The 16,192-nt window shown below is 63.2% G+C and carries 17 protein-coding genes; 10 read left to right on the top strand and 7 right to left on the bottom strand.

What is annotated here, in order from left to right:
* Nucleotides 1–557: 557 nt before the first annotated feature.
* The 6 genes from AWB70_RS15660 to ehuR form a co-directional block, all read right to left on the bottom strand.
* On the bottom strand, nucleotides 558–1,040 hold the full coding sequence (locus AWB70_RS15660) for an Lrp/AsnC family transcriptional regulator (RefSeq protein WP_041731565.1): 483 nt from the start codon (nucleotides 1,038–1,040) through the stop codon (nucleotides 558–560).
* Nucleotide 1,041: 1 nt separating this feature from the next.
* On the bottom strand, nucleotides 1,042–2,064 hold the full coding sequence (gene doeB / locus AWB70_RS15655) for a N(2)-acetyl-L-2,4-diaminobutanoate deacetylase DoeB (RefSeq protein WP_053569124.1): 1,023 nt from the start codon (nucleotides 2,062–2,064) through the stop codon (nucleotides 1,042–1,044).
* 4 nt (nucleotides 2,065–2,068) lie between these two features.
* Entirely contained in the window at nucleotides 2,069–3,274 is a 1,206-nt protein-coding gene (gene doeA, locus AWB70_RS15650) for an ectoine hydrolase DoeA (RefSeq protein WP_374730238.1), read from the bottom strand.
* A 23-nt stretch (nucleotides 3,275–3,297) separates the two neighbouring features.
* Nucleotides 3,298–4,302: a cyclodeaminase gene (locus AWB70_RS15645; RefSeq protein WP_053569122.1), complete on the bottom strand. Its 1,005-nt coding sequence runs from the start codon at nucleotides 4,300–4,302 to the stop codon at nucleotides 3,298–3,300.
* A 4-nt stretch (nucleotides 4,303–4,306) separates the two neighbouring features.
* The gene (gene eutB, locus AWB70_RS15640; RefSeq protein WP_053569121.1) at nucleotides 4,307–5,272 is read right to left on the bottom strand and encodes a hydroxyectoine utilization dehydratase EutB; all 966 of its coding nucleotides are present in this window, start codon (nucleotides 5,270–5,272) and stop codon (nucleotides 4,307–4,309) included.
* A 90-nt stretch (nucleotides 5,273–5,362) separates the two neighbouring features.
* A complete protein-coding gene (gene ehuR / locus AWB70_RS15635) occupies nucleotides 5,363–6,760 on the bottom strand; it encodes a MocR-like ectoine utilization transcription factor EhuR (RefSeq protein WP_045453590.1) in 1,398 nt (465 codons plus the stop codon).
* 226 nt (nucleotides 6,761–6,986) lie between these two features.
* Here ehuR and ehuB point away from each other — a divergent pair, with 226 nt between their 5' ends.
* The 10 genes from ehuB (at nucleotide 6,987) to AWB70_RS15590 (ending at nucleotide 15,306) form a co-directional block, all read left to right on the top strand.
* Nucleotides 6,987–7,841: an ectoine/hydroxyectoine ABC transporter substrate-binding protein EhuB gene (gene ehuB, locus AWB70_RS15630; protein ID WP_041731560.1), complete on the top strand. Its 855-nt coding sequence runs from the start codon at nucleotides 6,987–6,989 to the stop codon at nucleotides 7,839–7,841.
* 50 nt (nucleotides 7,842–7,891) lie between these two features.
* Nucleotides 7,892–8,584, top strand: a complete 693-nt coding sequence (gene ehuC / locus AWB70_RS15625) for an ectoine/hydroxyectoine ABC transporter permease subunit EhuC (RefSeq protein ID WP_014250612.1) — start codon at nucleotides 7,892–7,894, stop codon at nucleotides 8,582–8,584.
* Complete coding sequence (gene ehuD / locus AWB70_RS15620; protein ID WP_014250611.1) at nucleotides 8,581–9,249, top strand: ectoine/hydroxyectoine ABC transporter permease subunit EhuD; 669 nt, start codon at nucleotides 8,581–8,583, stop codon at nucleotides 9,247–9,249. Before ehuC ends, ehuD begins: the two co-directional genes overlap by 4 nt.
* A gap of 26 nt (nucleotides 9,250–9,275) precedes the next feature.
* Entirely contained in the window at nucleotides 9,276–10,100 is an 825-nt protein-coding gene (ehuA, locus tag AWB70_RS15615) for an ectoine/hydroxyectoine ABC transporter ATP-binding protein EhuA (protein WP_053569120.1), read from the top strand.
* A 78-nt stretch (nucleotides 10,101–10,178) separates the two neighbouring features.
* Nucleotides 10,179–11,741, top strand: coding sequence for an FAD-dependent oxidoreductase (locus tag AWB70_RS15610; RefSeq protein ID WP_053569119.1), 1,563 nt, complete (start codon nucleotides 10,179–10,181; stop codon nucleotides 11,739–11,741).
* Nucleotides 11,742–11,750: 9 nt separating this feature from the next.
* Nucleotides 11,751–12,380 (top strand): UdgX family uracil-DNA binding protein, encoded by a 630-nt coding sequence (locus tag AWB70_RS15605; RefSeq protein WP_053569118.1) that lies wholly within the window; start codon nucleotides 11,751–11,753, stop codon nucleotides 12,378–12,380.
* Nucleotides 12,380–12,772: a DUF3175 domain-containing protein gene (locus tag AWB70_RS15600; RefSeq protein WP_053569117.1), complete on the top strand. Its 393-nt coding sequence runs from the start codon at nucleotides 12,380–12,382 to the stop codon at nucleotides 12,770–12,772. The genes AWB70_RS15605 and AWB70_RS15600 overlap by 1 nt, the downstream gene beginning before the upstream one ends.
* Nucleotides 12,773–13,285: 513 nt before the next feature.
* Nucleotides 13,286–13,453, top strand: a complete 168-nt coding sequence (locus tag AWB70_RS39020; RefSeq protein WP_167350993.1) for a hypothetical protein — start codon at nucleotides 13,286–13,288, stop codon at nucleotides 13,451–13,453.
* Between the two features lie 101 nt (nucleotides 13,454–13,554).
* Nucleotides 13,555–14,829, top strand: a complete 1,275-nt coding sequence (locus AWB70_RS15595) for a PQQ-dependent sugar dehydrogenase (RefSeq protein ID WP_053569274.1) — start codon at nucleotides 13,555–13,557, stop codon at nucleotides 14,827–14,829.
* Nucleotides 14,830–15,306, top strand: coding sequence for a hypothetical protein (locus AWB70_RS15590; protein WP_053569116.1), 477 nt, complete (start codon nucleotides 14,830–14,832; stop codon nucleotides 15,304–15,306).
* Between the two features lie 23 nt (nucleotides 15,307–15,329).
* On the opposite strand, the gene nadE is transcribed toward AWB70_RS15590, so the two are convergent.
* The gene (gene nadE, locus AWB70_RS15585; RefSeq protein ID WP_053569115.1) at nucleotides 15,330–16,187 is read right to left on the bottom strand and encodes an NAD(+) synthase; all 858 of its coding nucleotides are present in this window, start codon (nucleotides 16,185–16,187) and stop codon (nucleotides 15,330–15,332) included.
* Nucleotides 16,188–16,192 lie beyond the last annotated feature (5 nt).

Raw genomic sequence — 16,192 nt, 5'->3', positions numbered from 1 at the left:
TTTCTTTGCTGCTGCAAAGAAAGTCACCAAAGAAAGCAGCTCTCTCACCGCCCGCGGTCACACGCACGTTGGCCATTTTTCTCCTCGGGGAACGGCCCTCGCCTAACGAGTGCCCTCACAGGCCCAACCGGGCGTGGATCGCGCACGGTCTGACAAGCCAGTGCGCGAAGCGCACTGGTTCAGCACAAAATAGCTTCGGCACAGCGCTACGCGCTGCCGTGGGGTATGCAAGGGAAACCAACGGAAGGCGAGCGCGCACGCATACCCGATTGACCCGTCGGCCGCGAAGCGGGCTGGAGCTTGAAATGGCTGTACCGATTCGTTGAGCGGTGCGATGTGACGGACCGTGCGCGATCCAAGCCCGATTGGGCCTATGGGGGCACTCTTTAGGCGAGGGCCGTTCCCCGAGGAGAAAAATGGCCAAACTGCATGTGACCGCGGGCGGTGACAAAGCTGCTTTCTTTGGTGACTTTCTTTGCAGCAGCAAAGAAAGTTACCCCCGCCCCGGGGAGGGGCAGTGCTAATAGACCGACAAGAAAACAAGTTCAACGCAAAAATCAACCGAAGCTATCCCCCCACTCCGGCGCCCCCTCGCCAAAGTCCTTAACAACCTTAGTCACAATATAAGTAAAGTACCTCTCAATCCCCAACTCCTCGACGAGCAACGAATCAATGAACCTTTGATAATGATCGATATCCCGCGCCACGACATGCAGCACATAATCCACCCCCCCCCCGGTGGCATAACACTGCACAATCTCGGAAGCCCCTAAAACCCGCTCCTCGAATCGCCGCATATCCTGCGCGGTATGACGCGAAAGCGTCACCTCAACAACGATACGGCTGCCCTTGAAAGCCGCCGCCCAATCGATATCCGCGCGATAGCCGCGTATCAGTCCGCTGTCTTCGAGTTTCTTCACACGCTCCCACGCCGGCGAGATGGAAAGATTCACCTCTTCGGCCAGGCGCGATTTCGTAATGCGGCCATCCCGCGCAAGGATGCGCAGAATGGCCAGATCGTAGCGGTCGAGCTTGATCAACTTATACGCTCACGGCAATGTTGCGTTCGACGATATCCGCCACGACAGCCACGGTATCGCCCGTCTGCACGAGGCCCGGAAAATGCCGCGCCGCAAGCAGTCCATCACGCTTCGCACGATACTCGATCGCAGGCTCGCCCGTGCGCGCAATGTCATACACGCGCGCGAGCACGTCGCCGGTTTTCACGCTATCGCCGAGATCGCGGCACATTTCGAGCAGGCCCGTATGTTCGCTCGTGGTGTAGCACGAACCATCGGGCATATCGAGCAGCGTCGTCGTGCGCGCTTCGCCCTGCACCACCGATTTCTCGATGATGCCCGCATAAGCGAGAAAGCCATACACGCCCCGCTCCGCGATCGCCACGCTCTTCGCCGTCGACGATCCGCCGCCGCCCAGTTCCGTCGATACGAATACCTTGCCCGCTTCTTCCGCCGCGCTGTCGTAAAGCCCGATGCTGTCGAGTTCGAGCATGCGCATCGAATACGGCGCGCCAAATGCGCGCATCGCGGCTTCGCAGCGCGATTGCTGTGTCGCGTCGTCGAGCACGTGTATCGCCGCGAACGGCAGGAAATCGAGCGTGCGGCCACCCGCGTGAATATCGAGCACGTAATCGGCGAGCGGCAGCAAATGACGCTGGAAGTAATCCGCGATCTTCTCCGTCACCGTGCCGTCCGGCTTGCCGGGAAAGCTGCGATTCAGGTTGCCCGCATCGATCGGTGAGGTGCGCGCGCCCGCGCGAAACGCCGGGTAGTTCATGTACGGCACGATGATCACTCGACCGTTCACGTCGCCTGCCTTCAACGTCGATGCGAGCTTCGCCAGCGCGATCGGCCCTTCGTATTCGTCGCCGTGATTGCCGCCCGTGAGCAGCGCAGTCGGTCCGTCGCCGTGCTTGATCACGGTGACCGGAATCATCACGGCGCCCCAGGCGGAATCGTTGCGCGAGTACGGCAGTTTCAGAAAGCCGTGCTGAACGCCTTCGGCGTCGAAATCGACGGTCGGGCTGATCGGTGACGCGCGCATCGTGTTACTCCTTCACGAACAGTTTTCGAGGCGTGTTGCAAAAGGTCTCGACGCCGGTATCGGTAATCAGGATGCTCTCCGTGATTTCGAGGCCCCAGTCGTCGAGCCACAGCCCCGGCATGAAGTGAAACGTCATGCCGGGTTCGAGGACAGTCTTGTCCCCCGGACGCAGGCTCATCGTGCGCTCGCCCCAGTCCGGCGGATAACTCGCCCCGATCGGATAACCGCAACGGCTGTTCTTTTCGACGCCGAACTTGGCCAGCACCGCGAAGAACGCATTGGCGATATCCTCGGTCTTGTTGCCCGGCTTCGCCATCGCAAGACCCGCTTCGATGCCTTCGACCACCGCCTTCTCGCCTTCGATGAAATGCAGCGGCGGGCGTCCGAGATACACCGTGCGCGACAGCGGGCAGTGATAACGCTTGAAGCATCCCGCGATTTCGAAGAACGTGCCCGCGTTCGCGGTGAAGGCCGAGTCGTCCCATGTGAGATGCGGCGCGGCGGCATCGGAACCGGTCGGCAGCAGCGGCACGATGGCGGGATAATCGCCGCCATAGCCTTCCACGCCCGTGATGCCCGCTTCGTAAATCTGCGCGACGAGATCGCTTTTCTTCATGCCCGGCTCGACCTTGTCGAGAATGCGCGCATGCATCTTTTCGACGATACGCGCAGCCACGCGCATGTATTCGATCTCGCGCGGCGACTTCACCGCACGCTGCCAGTTGACGAGCGCAGTCGCATCGACGAACTTCGCGCTCGGAAGATGCTGCGTCAGCGACGCATAGGCCTTCGCGCTGAAGTAGTAGTTATCCATCTCCACGCCGATGCGCTTGCCATCCCAGCCGCGCGCGGCGATCACTTCGGTGGAGAGATAGTCCATCGGATGGTGCAGCGTCGATTGCACGTAATGATCAGGATACCCGATGATATTCTCGTGCTTCATGAACACCGTGCGCTTTGCCCCGTTCGCATCCTGACCGCGACCGTACCAGACCGGCTCGCCGTCCATCGCGAGCAGCACGCACTGGTGTACATAGAAGGACCAGCCGTCATAGCCCGTGAGCCACGCCATGTTGGTCGGATCGGTCACGATCAACAGATCGACGCCCGCCTTCTCCATCGCGCGCCGCGTCTTCGCGATACGCGCGTCGTATTCGCTGCGCTCGAACGGCAGGCGTACCACAGGCGCCTCGCCTTTCTTGTCTTGCATGATTTCGGACATCGTCCCCTCTATCAAGCGGTCACATCGTTGTGGAAAATGGTTCCTGCCTTGGCCGCGCGCGCACGCTGAATCGCTAACGTTGCAATCGCGGTGTCCTGCGCGCCCGTGCCGGTGAGATCGCACACGGTCACTTCGTCGTCGTTCGTGCGGCCGGGCGCCTGTTGCGCGATCACTTGCCCGAGTTCGGCGAACGACGCACCGGCATCGATCATGCCTGCCTCGATCGCATGATGCAGTTCGCCCAGCACGCGCACTTGCTGCAGGCGGTCGCAGACGTAGCGCGCTCTCGCGAACACGTCCGGCGCGATTTCGTTCTTGTGCTCGGCATCCGATCCCATCGCCGTGATATGCAGGCCGGGATGCAGATCGCGCGCATGAATCAAAGGTTCGCGACTCGGTGTCGTCGTGATGGCGATGTCGGCACGCTTCAGCGCACTGCTCACGCTATCCGCGACATCGCAATCGATGCCGTCGCATTCGCGCGCGAACTGCACTGCGCGATCGCGCTCGCGCGCCCACACCGTCACATGATCGATATCACGCACGAGACGCAAGGCCTTCAGTTGCAAGCGCGCCTGCTCGCCCGCGCCGATGATCGCGACGCGCTTCGCGTCCTTGCGCGCAAGCCAGCGCGATGCGACCGCGCCCGCCGCCGCCGTGCGCACCGCGGTGAGATAACCGTTATCGAGCAAAACCGCTTCCGTGAGGCCCGTGCGCGCCGACAGCACCAGCATCAGGCCATTCAAACTCGGCAGGCCGAGCGACGGATTGTCGAAGAAGCCCGGACTCACCTTGATGGCGAAGCTCGGAAAGCGCGGCAAATAAGCGGTTTTTACATCGACTTCGCCGGCGTGCTCGGGAATGTCGAGACGCAAAATCGGCGGCATCGCAACGGCTTCGGTCGCGAGCGACTTGAACGCGGCTTCGACTTGTTCGATCGCGTCGAGGTCGAGCGGCACGAGCTTGCGCAATTGCGCCTGCCCGAGCAAAACGGTGGAAGTGTCGATGTTGGACATGAAGTTAGGCCGCTCCGATCAGGCGACGATGTGTTTCGATATCGATGTTGCTGCCGCTCACGACAATGACGATCGGCCCGCCCTGCGTTTCGATCGCGCCATCGAGCAGCGCCGCCATGCCGACCGCCGCCGCACCTTCGACGACGAGCCGCTCCTCGCAATACGCATGCACGATGCCGCGCGCGATCGATACTTCATCGAGCAGCACGACGTCGTCGATGAGATCGCGCGTCATGGTGAAGGTATGCCGGTTATCGAGGCCGATGCCGCCGCCGAGCGAATCGGCCAGCGTTTCGAGTTCATCGACGAATACGGGCTTGCCGGCCGCGAGACTCGCGTGCATCGCGGCGCCGCGCTCCATCGACACACCGATCATCTTCACGTCGCGGCGAATGTGCTTCGCAGCGAACGCGACACCACTGAAGAGTCCGCCGCCCGACAAGGGCACGACGATGCTCGCCGCATCGGGCAAGGTTTCGAGAATTTCGAGGCCGATGGTGGCCTGTCCCGCGATCACGCGTTCATCGTCGAAAGGCGGCACGAAGGCATAGCCTTCCTCGCGCACGAGACGTTGCGCTTCGACCTGCGCATCGTCCTGGCTCTTGCCCGCAATCACGACACGCGCGCCGAGCGCAGCCACGGCATCGACCTTGTTTTTCGGCACGAGCGACGACATGCACACCGCCGCTTCGATGCCGAGCGCGCGCGCCGCATGCGCAACGGCGCGGCCATGATTGCCCGTCGATGCAGTGACCACGCGCGTGCATCCCGCCTCGGCAATCTGCGCAAGCGCATTGGTCGCGCCGCGCAGTTTGAAGCTGCCGGTGGGTTGCAACGTTTCGAGCTTCAGATGAACCGGCACGCCCGCGGCACGCGAGAGCGCCATCGACTGGACGAGCGGCGTGACGAGCGCGCGCCCTTCGATACGTTGGCGGGCACGGTAGACATCAGCGAGCGTGAGAGCGGACATGTGAGACCGGATTGCATGTTCAGGTAACGATGCAAACCAGTCTAATGTCCTAAAAAATCGTTTTCGATTGTCCTAGTTCAATCGCGCCGATTAATTGAAATCGTGCACGTGCGGGTATTGGCCGAAGACTTCGCGCATCGTCTGCACGGCCGCGCGAAAGGTGCTCTCGCCCACTTCCGCGCCCACGCAAAGACGCACGGCATTGGGCCGTTCCGCACCGCGCACGAGAAACGGATCGGGCGATGTCACCGCGATATTCCGGTTGCGCAGCTCGCGCGTGATGCGTTCGGCTTCCCATTCATCCGGCACGCGCAGCCACACCGAAAGCGCATTCGGATGACTGCCGAGCACGTAATCGCCGAGCAGTTCGCGCACGACGCTCTGCCGCGCGGCAAGACGCTCGCGCTGGATCTGCACGAGACGCTGCGCCGTGCCGTCCATGATCCAGCGCGCGGTGACTTCGGCGATCGGCGATGTCGCCATCCAGCAGCTCACACGCAGCACGCTTTCCGCGCGCAACGCGAGACGGCGCGGCACCGTCATGAAGCCGGTGCGCAAGCCGCTCAGCACGGACTTGGTCATGCTCGTGCAATAGAACGCGAGCTCGGGAATGAGGCTCGCAATCGGCGTCTGCGTTTTCGCGGGCAGCGCGCCATAGACATCGTCTTCGATCACATAGACGCCATAGCGCTCGGCAATGCGCGCAATCGCGCGGCGGCGCGAATCGGGCATCATCGCGACGGTCGGATTGTTCAGTGTCGGCGTGCAGACGAGGGCGCTCACGCGTTCGCTGTCGCAGACTTCCTCGAAGTGTTCCGGGCGAATGCCGTGCTCGTCTATTTCCAGACCTTTGAGCGTAAACCCCAGCACGTTCGCCGAGCCGATCACGCCGTGGTCGGTGAGGCTTTCGCACAGCACCGTATCGCCGGGACCGACGATGCTCGCGAGCGCGAGAAAGATGCTATGCGCAACGCCATTCGTGACGAGCAGCGTCTCCACCTTCGCGGGCATGTTCAGCGACGCGAGCCATTCCACACCCGCCTGCCGGTGACTGTCGAAGCCCGCGATCGGCCTGAATGCGCGTATCCACGGCTGATCTTCTATCGTCGATAGCGTCGCGCAGACCTTGCGCCACATCGCGTCGTGCTCGGGCGTATGCACGATGCGCGCGATCGAAAAATCGACGACGGAGCGCTCGGCCGTATCGAGCATGTAGTTGGACATCGTCTCGGTCACGCGCGCGGACACGAAGCTGCCGCGTCCCACTTCGCAGCGGATCAGCCCTTGCCTTTCGAGTTCCTTGTAGGCGTTGGTGACGGTCTGCACGCTGATCGCGAGATCGGCGGCAACCTCGCGTTGCGGCGGCAAGCGCTCGCCCGAGGCCAGCGCGCCGCTTTCGATATCGGCGGCCATCGCCTTGACGAGCCGCTTGTATTTGGACTGCACGCCCTGCACCGTGCGCACGGCGTCGCGCCATCTTTCATTCACGTCCTGCTCCTCGCTTGCCTGGTTCCTTGCGCAATAGTGGCGCAAAAACGCGCGTGAAAATAATTGTCCTAGAGCAATCGGAACAAATATATGGCTTTGTATTCTGCGTCGGTGGCTGTGCGGCGTGAGGCGTCAAAGCCCTTTGGAGTCAGGGTTTTCCTCGGTCTCTCGCGCATGTCCTCGCCCTATTCGACCACGCTTGAAGAACCATCAATACGGGAACGATATGAACACGAAGCGACTGTCTGGACTGCTGGCAGCGGCGTGCGTCGCGGCAGCGAGCCTTGCCGCCTATGCCACGAGCGCGAGCGCGGAAACCACGCTGCAGCGCATTCAGCGCACCGGCGAGGTGCGCATCGGCTATGCGAACGAAACGCCCTTCGCCTACACGACGCCCGATGGCACCGTGACCGGCGAATCGCCGGAGATCGCGAAGAAAGTGTTCGCGAAGCTCGGCGTGAAAAAGGTCGATGCGGTGCTGACCGAATGGGGCGCGCTGATTCCGGGCCTGAAGGCCGGCCGCTTCGACGTGATCGCGGCGGGCATGTACATCACGCCCGAGCGCTGCAAGCAGGTCGCTTTCGCCGATCCGCAATATCAGATTCCCGACACGCTGCTGACGATGAAGGGCAACCCGAAGAACCTGCACAGCTACGCCGATGTCGCGAAGCAACCGGACACGAAACTTGCTGTGATGGCAGGGACGGCCGAACTCGGTTATGCACGTCAGGCGGGCATCAAGGATGACCAGATCCTTCAGGTTCCGGACACGACCGCGCAATTGCAGGCCGTGCGCGCGCGCCGCGCCGATGCCGCCGTCGGCACCGCGCTGACGATGAAGGGACTCGCCGCGAAGGGCGGCCCGCAGGTCGAAGCGATCAGCCAGTTCAACGACGATCCAAAACACACGGGCTACGGCGCGCTCGCGTTCCGCCCCGAAGACACGGATCTGCGCGACGCCGTGAACAAGGAACTTCATCAATGGCTCGGCACCGACGATCACCTGAAGACGGTCGCGCCCTTCGGCTTCGACAAGTCCAACGTGACGACGAAGAAAGCGCCCGAACTGTGCGCCGGCTGAACATCGGCGCTTGGCGATGCGCGGCGTCCATCAACTAGCGAGGAACCGTCATGAGTGACCTCAATCAGCTTCTGCCCTTGATGATGAAGGGCACGCTCGTCACGATCCAGATCGCCGTCATCAGCATCGTGCTGGCGATCGTGATGGCGGGCGTCGCGACGGCGTTGCGCGCCGCGCCCTACCGTCTCGTGCGCTGGGCCGGCAACGTGTATGTCGAAGTGTTCCGCGGCACATCCCTGCTCGTGCAGTTGTTCTGGCTCTTCTTCGTGCTGCCGCTGCCGCCCTTCGATGTGAAGCTGACGCCCTTCACGGTCGCCATCGTCGGACTGGGGCTGCATTACGGCGCATACGGCTCGGAGATTCTGCGCGGCGCGCTGCGCTCGGTGCCGGGCGGCCAGTATGAAGCGGCGCTCGCGCTGAACATGCCGGCGGCCGCGCGGCTGCGCCGTATCGTGCTGCCGCAGGCGATGATCAATGCGCTGCCGCCCGCCACGAACCTGATGATCGAACTGCTCAAGGGCACCTCGCTCGTCTCGCTGATCACGCTCTCGGATCTCACGTTCCGCGCGCGCCAGCTCGACGAGGCGACGTTCAAGACGGCCGAAGTCTTCGGGCTCACGCTGCTCATCTACTTCGTGCTGGCGCAGATCATCGTCGCCGTGATGCGTGTGTTCGAACGCCGCGTGAGCAGTCATGTCGCAATCCGCAAGATCAGCCGCACGCCTCAGGGAGCTGCATCATGACATCGCTCGGCCAGCTCTTCGATGTGAACTACGCGCTGCATATCCTGCCCGAACTCGCGCGCGCGGCCATGTACACGATCGGCATCACGCTGGTCGGTTTCGCGATCGCGCTCGTGCTCGGCCTCGTGCTCGCGATCATGCGGCGCAGCGATTTCGCGCCGCTCGCGAAGACGACCGCGTTCTTCATCGAGTTCATCCGCAGCACGCCGCTGCTGATTCAGGTGTACGTGCTCTTCTATGTCGCACCGCTCTACGGCTTCACCATGTCCGCGCTGACGGCGGGCACGCTCGGCATCGCGGTGCACTATGCGTGTTATGTCTCCGAGGTCTATCGCGCGGGGCTCAACGGTGTGGCGCGCGGACAGTGGGAAGCATCGTGCGCGCTGTCGATCTCGCCGTGGCGCACGTATACCGGCGTGATTCTGCCGCAGGCGATTCGTCCGGTGATTCCCGCGCTCGGCAATTATCTCGTCGCGATGTTCAAGGACACGCCCGTGCTCTCCGCGATCACCGTCGTCGAACTGATGCAACAGGCGAAGAACATCGGCTCCGAGACCTTCCGCTATCTCGAACCGATCACGATGACCGGTATCTTCTTTCTCATCATCAGCGTGACGTTCGCCTCGGGCGTGCGTCATGTCGAACGGCGCGTGAGGCTGCCATGACCGCCACCCACATTCAGGAGCAGCACATGAAGCGAGACCTCGACCCGCACCTGAGCGCGGCCGCTGAAGCGCAGGCCAACGCGGCAATCGTGCGCTTTCGCAACGTCACAAAGCGCTACGGCGCGCTGACCGTGCTCGACGGCCTCGATCTCGATGTCGCGCCCAACGAGAAAGTGGCGATCATCGGGCCGAGCGGCTCGGGCAAGTCCACGCTGCTGCGCGTGTTGATGACGCTCGATCCGCTGACCGACGGCGTCATCGAAGTGGACGGCGAGCCGCTCACGCACGAGATGCGCGGCGGCAAGCTCGTGCCCGCTTCGCCGCGTCACGTGCGGCAGGTGCGCAGCAAGATCGGCATGGTGTTTCAGAGCTTCAATCTGTTTCCGCACATGACCGCGCTCGCGAATACCATCGAAGCGCCGATGAGCGTATTGGGGTTATCGAAGAAGGAAGCGACCGAGCGTGCGCGCGAACTGCTCTCGATGGTCGGCCTGGCCGAGAAATGCAATCACTATCCGTCGCAACTCTCGGGCGGACAGCAGCAGCGCGTTGCGATTGCGCGCGCGCTCGCGATGCGCCCGAAGATCATGCTGTTCGACGAAGTGACGTCCGCGCTCGATCCTGAACTCTGCGGCGAAGTGCTCAACGTGATTCGCCGCCTCGGCGAGGAACATAACCTGACGATGCTGATGGTCACGCATCAGATGGGCTTCGCGAAGGAATTCGCCGATCGCGTGTGCTTCTTTTCGCAAGGCAAGATCATCGAGCAGGCACCGCCGCAGCAGTTCTTCACCGCGCCGCAGCATGAGCGCACGCGTCAATTCCTGCGCGCCGTGACCGACGCGCTTTGAGCTTTTTTCAACGTCCCGCGGTCCGATAATTGCTTCGCGCTCTTCGATGGCTTGGCCTTTCAGCCAACGGAGAGTGCGATGTCCCCCACCCTGCATAAAGTCGCGCGTTTCGCGGATCTTTCCGCCGAGCGCGGCACACGCGTGTGCATCAAGAGCGATGCAAAAGACGCCAAGGAAACGCCGATTCTGCTCGTGCGCGATGGCGACGCCGTGCGCGCCTATACCGCCGAATGTCCTCACGCGGGCGGCCCGCTCGATGAAGGCGCGATCTGCAACGGACGCATCGTGTGTCCGTGGCATAAAGGCACGTTCGAAGTCCGCGACGGCAGTCTCGTCGAGCCGCCGCCATTGAAGGCATTGACGCGCTACGACGCAAGCGTCAAGGACGGCGACGTCTATGTGTCCCTGCCGCCCGCCGACAGCGGCGCGGTGAAAGAGACACGGCATACGAAAGACCGTACGATGCTGATCGTCGGCGCGGGCGCGGCGGGCGCGGCGGCATGTTCGGCATTGCGCGAAGCGGGCTTCGACGGCCGCATCGTGCTTGCGGGCGACGACGCGCGCGAGCCTTACGATCGCACGTCGCTCAGCAAGTTCACGCTCGCGGGCGACATGCCGCCCGACGACGTTCCGCCGCTGCTCGATCAGGATTTCTTCGCCACGCACGATATCGAGCGCATCGAATCGCAGGCCGTTCGTCTCGATGCGGGAGAGAGGCACGCCGAACTCGCGAACGGCCAGCGCATCGATTACGAAGCCGCGCTCGTCTGCACGGGCGGCGTGCCGAAGCCGCTCGATATCGCGGGCTCCAATCTCGACCATGTTCATCTGCTGCGCACGCGCGAGGATGCGCGCGCGATTCTCCAGTCGCTCGAAGGGCGCAAGCGCGCGGTAATCGTCGGGGCGAGTTTCATCGGGCTCGAAGCGGCGTCCTGTCTCAGGAAGCGCGATATCGACGTGACGGTGGTCGCGCCGGGCAAGGTGCCGTTCGCGAAGCAGTTCGGCGAGCGCATCGGCGAGATGTTCAGGAAGCTGCACGAGAAGAACGGCGTGAGCTTTCATATGAATGCGCGCGTAAACGCTTTCCGGGGCGGCAATGCGGTGCGCGAAGTCATCCTCGATTCGGGCGAGAAGCTCCTGGCCGATGTGGTGCTCGCCGGTACGGGCGTCGGACCGGCGACATCGTTTCTGTCGGGCGTGACGCTCGATGACGATGGCGGCATCGCCGTCGATGACACGATGCTCGCCGCGCCCGCGCTGTACGCCGCCGGCGATATCGCGCGTTTCGCGCTGCCGCGCTCGGATCAGCGCGTGCGCATCGAGCACTGGCGCGTCGCGCAGCAGCATGCGCGCGTCGCCGCGTACAACATGGCGGGCAACCCGCGCAAATACGTGGGCGTGCCCTATTTCTGGACCTATCACTACGAGAAGACGTTCGATTATCTCGGGCACGTGAAGGAGCCCGATAGCATCGAGATAGACGGGGATCTCGATGCGCAGCATTTCATCGCCTATCTGATGAAAGACGGCCGCGTGGGCGCGGTCGTCGCATGTGAGCACGACGCCGCCGTGTGCCGCCTTGCCGAAGCGATGCGCAAGCCGCTCACGCTCGCCGACGCGCGGCACATCGCGAACGCTTGAGCGGCTGACATGGCCGCGACGAAGCAGCCGCAGCCCGGCGTCGAACCGGAGCAGGCGCCCGAATCGCTCGACGCGTGTCGCCGCTGCGCGCTCTGGGAACACGCGACGCAGGCCGTGCCGGGCGTGGGTCCGCGTCACGCGCCGATGATGATCGTCGGCGAGCAGCCGGGCGATCAGGAGGACTTGCAGGGCAAGCCCTTCGTCGGGCCGGCCGGCGCGATGCTCGATCGCGCGCTCGAAGAGGCTGGCGTCGCCCGCAAGGCGGTGTACGTGACCAACGCCGTCAAGCACTTCAAGTGGGAACCGCGCGGCAAGCGGCGCATGCACAAGACGCCCGGCCAGCGCGAAATCGATGCATGCCACTACTGGCTCGATCGCGAGACGGGCAAGGTCGAACCGAAGGTGATCGTCGCGCTCGGTTCGACCGCGCTCAAATCGGTGCTGCGCAATTCGAAGGCGACGTTGCAGGCGTCGATGGGGCATGCGATCGAACACGAGGGACACGCGATCATCGCGACGTATCACCCTTCGTTCGCGTTGCGCGCGCCCGATCCCGAAACACGCGAACGCGCCTACAAGGCGATCGTCGATGCGTTGCGCGAGGCGCATCGGTTGGTCACGCATCACAGGACACGATAATGGCAACGGCTACCAAAACGGCATCGAAGAAAAAGAGCAGCAAGACGGGCAGCGGCAAGCGCCCGAGCACGCGGCAAAGACACGCGCTCGCGGGCGCGCGCAAGAAGCCGGAGCGGTCGTCGCACCGCTGGTCGCATCACGTAATGGAAACGAGCGACGCGATGGATATTCAGCGCGATATCTTCAAGAGCGGCAATGCGCAGGAAATCGCCGATTCGCTCAAGCGCTCTTCCACGCGCAGCACGCGCCGCAAAGGGTCGCCGTTTCAATCGGCGATGTCGATGCTCAATTTCTATATCAATCGTGCGGGACGCAATATGCCGAAGTCGCGCAAGAGTACGCTCGAACGCGCGAAGAAAAGGTTGCGCGAAGCGTTTGGGCGCAAGCCGTGAAGACGATAGCGCGCGGCCTCGCGAAGGCGAGACCGCGCGCGTTGCTTACTGCCACGACTCCAGGATGATCAAGGTTGACGCTGGCCGCCCTGATGTTGCGGCTGCGGCTGATTCTGTTGCCGCTGACCAGACTTCTGACCTTGTTGCGATTGCCCCGGTGACTTCTCTTGTTGTCCGTGCTGCCTGTGAGACTCGTTCGATTGATTCGGCCTGGACGGTTCACTGCCCATCTGCTTTTTGTTTCCGCTCATAAAGTCCCTCCTGGCTTTGTCGTCACACGGCGAAAAAATCCGCGCGACGGCGTTTGCAGTGGTAAAAGCCGCGACTCGCGCCGCATGAAAGTAAAAGCATCGTGCGTACCAGAACAGCGCCCCGCGCAGCAAGGGATTGCGGGCCCCTGCGCGCGGCACGTATGAAAAAACTTCCAGACGGATGCAAGCCTTGCAAAAGCGATGAGGAACGCTGATTGCTCCCTTCAAGGCATTGCAACGCTTCAGAAGCGAGGAGACGGCGATGGCGCAACAACCTCCACTCAGCCCCGGCGATGAAGCCGAACCCGGCGCACCCGGCAGTGGCGAAGACATCTGTCCCGACTGCAACGGCTCGGGCAAGATCGAAGGCGCGGACTGCAAGACATGCGGCGGCACCGGCAAGGTGACGCAAGGCATCGGCGGCGGTTGAATGGGCCGCGTCGAACTCTCATTGGCGTCGAACTCTCATTGGTCAGGAGCGCTCGCTTGAACAATCGATCCAGGCAACTCGCGCAGGCAACGGCCTTCACACTGGTCCTGGCGAGCGGCGCAGCCATCGCCGACGATTACGCGCAGGACTTCGGCCCGAATCCGACGCTGCCCGCGCCGCATAAATCGTTGATGCCGACGGTGAACATCGCGCCGGCAAAACCCTGGCCGCAAGGACAAAAGCCCACGGCTGCCGAAGGCTTCAGCGTGAACGCGTTCGGCACGGCGCTCGATCATCCGCGCTGGCTCGCGACGCTACCCAACGGCGATGTGCTCGTCGCCGAAAGCAACGCGCCCGCGAAGCACGACGAGAACGCGGGCATCAAGGGCTTCGTGATGAAGAAGATGCAAAAGCGCGCGGGCGCGGCCGTGCCGAGCGCGGACCGCATCGTCCTGTTGCGCGATGCCGATGGCGACGGCGTCGCGGAAACGCGAAGCGTGTTCATCGACAAGCTGCATTCGCCCTTCGGCATGGCGCTGGTCGGCGACGAACTCTACGTCGCGAACACGGATTCGATCGTGCGCTTCAAGTACGAAACCGGCGCGACGCAAATCACGACGCCCGGCGAGAAGCTCATCGACCTGCCCGCCGGCGATATCAATCATCACTGGACCAAGAACGTCATCGCGAGCCGCGATGGCAAGAAGCTGTATGTGACCGTCGGCTCGAACAGCAACGTCGCCGAGAACGGCATCGCCGCGGAGAACGGGCGCGCGGCAATCATGGAAGTGGATATCGAATCGAAGCAGTCGCGCCTGTTCGCCTCGGGCCTGCGCAATCCGAACGGCATGGCATGGCAGCCGCAAAGCGGCGCGCTCTGGACTGTCGTGAACGAGCGCGACGAACTGGGCAACGAACTCGTGCCGGACTATCTGACTTCGGTGAAAGACGGCGCGTTCTACGGCTGGCCCTATAGCTATTACGGACAGCATGTCGATGACCGCGTGAAGCCGCAGCGCGCGGATCTCGTGCAAGCGGCGATCGCGCCCGATTACGCGGTCGGCGCGCACACCGCATCGCTCGGGCTGGCGTTCTACGACGGCAGCGCGTTCGCCGAGCGCTATCGCAATGGGGCGTTCATCGGTCAGCACGGCTCGTGGAATCGCAAGCCGAGAAGCGGTTACAAGGTCATCTTCGTGCCCTTCGAGAATGGCAAGCCAGCCGGTCCGCCCGAAGATATCCTGACGGGCTTTCTCTCGTCGGATGGCCATGCGCTCGGACGCCCTGTCGGTGTCGCGGTCGATGGCAAGGGCGCGCTGCTCGTCGCGGACGATGTCGGCAACACCGTGTGGCGGGTCACGCCCGCTTCGAAGTGAATGGCCGCGAGAAAGCCTCGACGGACGCATGGCGCGCCGAGCCTCTTCGCGCTCGCGGAACGGCAGATTGTCGCGCTTTACGATGCCGGCGTGATGTCGCCCGCGGTGCTGCATCACGTCGTCGCGGCGTATGCGGATAGCGGCATCGACTGGGACGAGGAAGGCACGCTCCAAACCGTGGACGATCACAGCGTGCAGGAAGCCGTGGTGCTCGTGATGATGCCCGCGCGCGGCCTTAAAAGCGCGCGCAAGGACTTCATGTCGATCGTCGGGCATCTTGCAGCGAGTGAGCCGCAGGAAGGAACGCAGGACGCGGCCCAGCCCGAAGACGACGAAGACTTGCTGAGCCAGCTAAGCGGCGGCGATACCGAACCGAAAACCCGCACGGCGAAGAAAGCCTCGGCCGCCGAACCGAAGCGCGCCGCCTTCAATCCCCTCGTCGGCGCGCGCGCCGTGCCCGCGCGCAACAAGCGCTGAGTGCGCGTCGATGACAGGACCTATCAGCGCAGGGCGTGTCTGCGCCAGTCGTCATAGGGCGTGATTGGCAGCACGCGCTTGTGATGCGTCGCATCGTAGAAACGATAGACGGTCGTGTAGACCTCGTCCGACACCGGCTTGCCTTCGAGGAAGTCGTCGATGTCTTCGTAGCTGATTCCGTAGCTGTCCTCGTCGGGCTTCATCGGCGTGAGCGTTTCGAGGTCGGCGGTCGGCACCTTTTTCGATATCTCGACGCTCGCGCCGAGCGCTTCCGCGAGCGCGCGCACGCGGCGCTTGTTCAGGCCATAGAGCGGCAGCACGTCCGCGCCGCCATCGCCGAACTTGGTGTAGAAGCCCATCAGCGATTCCGCGGCGTGATCCGTGCCGATCACGATGCCCGCGTGCGCCGCGGCCACCGCGTATTGCGCGATCATCCGCTGACGCGCCTTGATATTGCCGAGCACGAAATCCTCGTGGCGTTCGTCGCGAAACAACAACTCGCCGGCCTTGAGCGCTTCGCGCATCGCATCGGCGGCGGGCTTCACGTTCACGGTGATCGTTTCGTCGGGGCGGATGAAGGCGAGCGCGCGCTGCGCATCGGCTTCGTCGCGCTGCTCGCCGTAGGGCAGACGCATCGCGATGAAGCGTGCATCGACGTTGCGCGCGCGCAGGCGCTCGACCGCGAGTTGCGCGAGCCGGCCGGCCGTGGACGAATCCACGCCGCCGCTGATGCCGAGTACATAGGTCCTGAGCTTTTGCGCCTCGAGATAGTCGGCGAGAAACGCAATGCGGCGCTCGCGTTCCGCTTCGAGATCGAAGACGGCGGGAACCTTCAGTTCCTCGATGATGCCGGGCTGGCGGGAAGCGTGATCGTTCGACATTGTCC

The sequence above is a fragment of the Caballeronia cordobensis genome (genome assembly GCF_001544575.2).
Lineage (GTDB): Bacteria > Pseudomonadota > Gammaproteobacteria > Burkholderiales > Burkholderiaceae > Caballeronia > Caballeronia cordobensis.
This window is presented reverse-complemented; position numbering and strand designations above follow the sequence as displayed.